General features: G+C 70.9%; 2 protein-coding genes and 1 pseudogene. 1 reads left to right on the top strand and 2 read right to left on the bottom strand.

What is annotated here, in order from left to right; all coding sequences use genetic code 11:
- Positions 1-1332, top strand: a 1332-nt coding sequence (locus ABZ260_RS48790) for a PQQ-binding-like beta-propeller repeat protein (RefSeq protein WP_355632160.1), incomplete at its 5' end; no start/stop codon positions are given.
- Between the two features lie 73 nt (positions 1333-1405).
- On the opposite strand, the gene ABZ260_RS48785 is transcribed toward ABZ260_RS48790, so the two are convergent.
- On the bottom strand, positions 1406-2752 hold the full coding sequence (locus tag ABZ260_RS48785; protein ID WP_355632157.1) for a family 16 glycosylhydrolase: 1347 nt from the start codon (positions 2750-2752) through the stop codon (positions 1406-1408).
- A gap of 115 nt (positions 2753-2867) precedes the next feature.
- A pseudogene (locus tag ABZ260_RS48780) lies at positions 2868-3385 on the bottom strand (chitinase); the annotation flags it as partial.

Raw genomic sequence — 3385 nt, 5'->3', positions numbered from 1 at the left:
AGCGGCCGGGCCTCGCCCCGCACGGCCAGCTCCACCTCCATGGCGAAGGCCGAGGCGGCCGCCGCGAAGAAGATCAACGAGAAGATCCGCAGGGGTTACGCCCCCGCCGTGCAGGGGGTGCGCCAGCGCCGCACGGTCACCAGGCGCAGCGTGGAGAGCGCCCGCTCCACCGCCACCCAGGCACCGGTGCTCTGGCGCTTCGCCAGCGGTGCGGCGGCGTTCGGCATCTTCGTCGACTCCGAGCGCTGCTGGGTCGGCAACCAGCGCGGTGACGTCTACACCGTCACCCACGGCGGCACCGTCACCGGCCGTTTCCGGCTCCCCGACGGGGTCAAGTGCATCGTCGGCGACGACTTCTGGATCTACGCGGGCGCCGACGACGGTAAGGTCTACGACCTCGGCGGCAAGGTCCCGAGGGTCGCGTACGAGATCGCCGAGGATGTCGACATCTACTGGCTGGACATCCACGACGGCGTGCTGGGCGTCTCCGACCGCGCTGGGCGGATCACCACGATCGACCACGAGGACGAGTTCCAGTGGGCGCGCAAGGGCAGGGGCGACTCGGCCTGGATGGTCCGCTGCGACGACGAGGCCGTCTACCACGGACACTCCACCGGGGTGGCCCGCTATGACGCCGCGGACGGGGCACCAGTGTGGGAGACGCCCATCAACGGCGCGGTGCTGTTCGGCTGGCAGGAGTCCGGTTCGGTCTACGCCGGCACCTCGCGCGGCGCCGTGCACCGGCTGCGCAAGTCGGACGGCGTCAGCCAGGCGGTCTACCGCTGCGACGCCACGGTCTTCTCCTGCGCCACCGCCCCCGAAGGCCGCTACGTCTTCGCCGGTGACAATCACTCCTCGATCTACTGCTTCGACCAGGGCGGCGAGCGCCTGTGGAAGCTGGCCACCGGTTGCGGCTCCGCCTTCTCCATGCAGTATCTCGACGACCGCCTCTACATCGTGACCACCGACGGCACCCTGGCCTGCATCGACGTGGCCGAGGAGGCGATCAGGGCGGCCCAGGGGGGCAGCGTCCCCGAGTCTGTCGACGTCAAGGCGTCCGCCGGGCTGGCGGTGGTGGAGCCCACCACCGCGCTGGAGACCGTGGTGCTCGACACGGTCTCGCACACCGGCGAGGGCGTGGTGGTGGAGTGCTTCCGCGAGGGCGAGCGGCTCCGGGTACGGGTGGTCAGCGAGGGCTACGACACTCGGTGGAACGTGCAGTTCCCCAAGGGCGTGCGCGAGGCCGGGGCACGTTACCTCGTCGAGGGCGTCCGCTTCTCCGAGCGGGGCGGTTTCTACCGGGCCTACGGCGACATCAGGCGCCTGCTCTGACCGTACGGCGAAGCCGGCTCCCCGGCCGGGAGCCCGTCATGGGCCGAGACCGCTCGGCCCATGACGGGGGTGGTCAGGCCGCCGGGGCGGTCCACTTCTGGTTGGCGTTGCCGCTGCACTCCCAGATCTGCAGGCGGGTGCCGTTGGCGCTGGACTGGCCGGTGGCGTCCAGGCACTTGTTGGAGGCGGGGTTCACGATGTCGCGGGCCCCGCTGTAGACCCACTGCTGGGCCGCGGTGCCGTTGCAGTCGTAGAGCTGGATCTGCGTTCCGTTGGCGGTGCCGGCGGCGGTGACGTCCATGCACTTGCCGAGGGCGCGGATGGTGCCGTCGGTGCCGAGGGTCCACTGCTGGGCGGCGGTGCCGTTGCAGTCGTAGAGCTGGACGGCGGTGCCGTTGGCGCTGCTTGCGGCGGCGACGTCGACGCACTTGCCGCCGATGCCGGTGATCTGCCCGGTACGGCCGCCGCTGCCGCCGCCCTGGGCGTAGACGCGGACGTAGTCGATGGTCAGCTGCTGGGGGAAGGTCGTGGAGGCGTCGGGCGAGCCGGGCCAGTTCCCGCCGACGGCCAGGTTGAGGATCATGAAGAACGGGTGGTCGTAGACCCAGGGGTTGCCCCGGGTGTCGGCGGGGGTCTTCCTGGAGTACTGGATGCCGTCGACGTACCAGGTCACCGAGCCGGGCTCCCAGTCGACGGTGAAGGTGTGGAAGGCGTCGGCGAAGGCCTGACCGCCGGGGAGGGTGTAGCTGCCGCTCAGCGGGCTGCCCCCGGAGTAGCCGGGGCCGTGCAGGCTGCCGAGCACCTGCCCCGGCACGCTGCCGACGTTCTCCATGATGTCGATCTCGCCGCTCGCGGGCCAGCCGACCGATCCGATGTTGTCACCCAGCATCCAGAACGCCGGCCACATGCCCTTGCCCCTGGGCAGCTTCATCCGTGCCTCGAAGCGGCCGTAGGCGCGGGTGAAGGTCGCGGCGGTGGTCAGCTTCCCCGAGGTGTACTCGCAGGAGCCGTACCAGCAGCCGTACCCGGCGGGGTTGCCCTTGCGCGCGGTGATGACCAGGTTGCCGGCGCCGTCGTGGGCGATGTTCTCGTTGCCGGCCGTGTAGTACTGCCGCTCGTTGTTCCCGAAGCCGCCGCCACCGACCTCGCGGCGCCACTTGGCGGCGTCGGGGCCGGTGCCCGCGGCGGCGTTGAACTCGTCGGACCAGACGAGGGGGCCGGGGGCCGCGGCGGCCTGGGCGGCAGTGGTCTGGGCGGTGGTCTGGACGGTGGCGGTCTGGGCGCCCGCGGCGGAGGGGACGAGGGCGGCGGAGGTGAGGAGCATCGCCGCGAGGAGGCCGCCGATTCGCGCGAGCGGGGTTCGCGTGCGGTGCGGGCCGGTGGGTGGCACGGGCCGGGGGTGCGGGCTGGTGGAAATCATCGGTGCTTCCTTTCGAGCCGATGTCCGCTGGAAGGGAGATGGCATGGTCCGGTGGCCCCGTACCGGACGGTGACCGGAAAGTCACCGGTTCTCGGTCGGGGCGGACCGGTCGGGGTCAGAAGCCGGCCGTGACGCGGGTGAACTCCCAGTCGGGCTGGGCGATGCCGCTGCACTCGGAGCCCGCGTTGCCGCCGGGGCAGGGGCGGTCGCGGTTGACCGCCCAGTAGGCGAGGCGGGTCAGGCCCTTGGACTTGGCCCAGTCGCGGATCTGGGTCCAGGCCGCCACCGTGGTCAGCTCCTGCTGGTCGGACAGGCCGTTCATGCCGGAGATGCCCATCCGGGCGTACGCCTGCGCGTCGGTCCAGCCGTTGGCCGCCTTCAGCGCGTTCTTCAGGCCCTCGGAGGAACTGACCGTGGCGTTGTAGATGTTCGAGGCGCCGAAGTTGAACGGCATGATCGTGTAGTTGTCGATCGGCACGGCCAGCGCCCTGGCCTGGTTGATCAGGCGGATACCGGCCGCGCTCGGGCCGCCGGTCCCGGTGCCGAAGGTGACGGCGATCTTGACGTTGGGGTTGTTCTGCTTGACGATCTTCAGGCCGTTGAGGATGCGGTCCTGGACCGTGTAGTTCTCGA

The sequence above is a fragment of the Streptosporangium sp. NPDC006013 genome (assembly GCF_040614275.1).
Classification (GTDB): Bacteria; Actinomycetota; Actinomycetes; order Streptosporangiales; family Streptosporangiaceae; genus Streptosporangium.
Note: the sequence above shows the minus strand (reverse complement) of the source record. Positions and strands in the feature narration are given on the sequence as shown.

What these genes read in the sequence shown, in the direction of transcription:
- ABZ260_RS48785 (WP_355632157.1), bottom strand. Translation starts at nt 2,752, where the DNA reads ATGATTTCCACCAGCCCGCACCCCCGGCCCGTGCCACCCACCGGCCCG.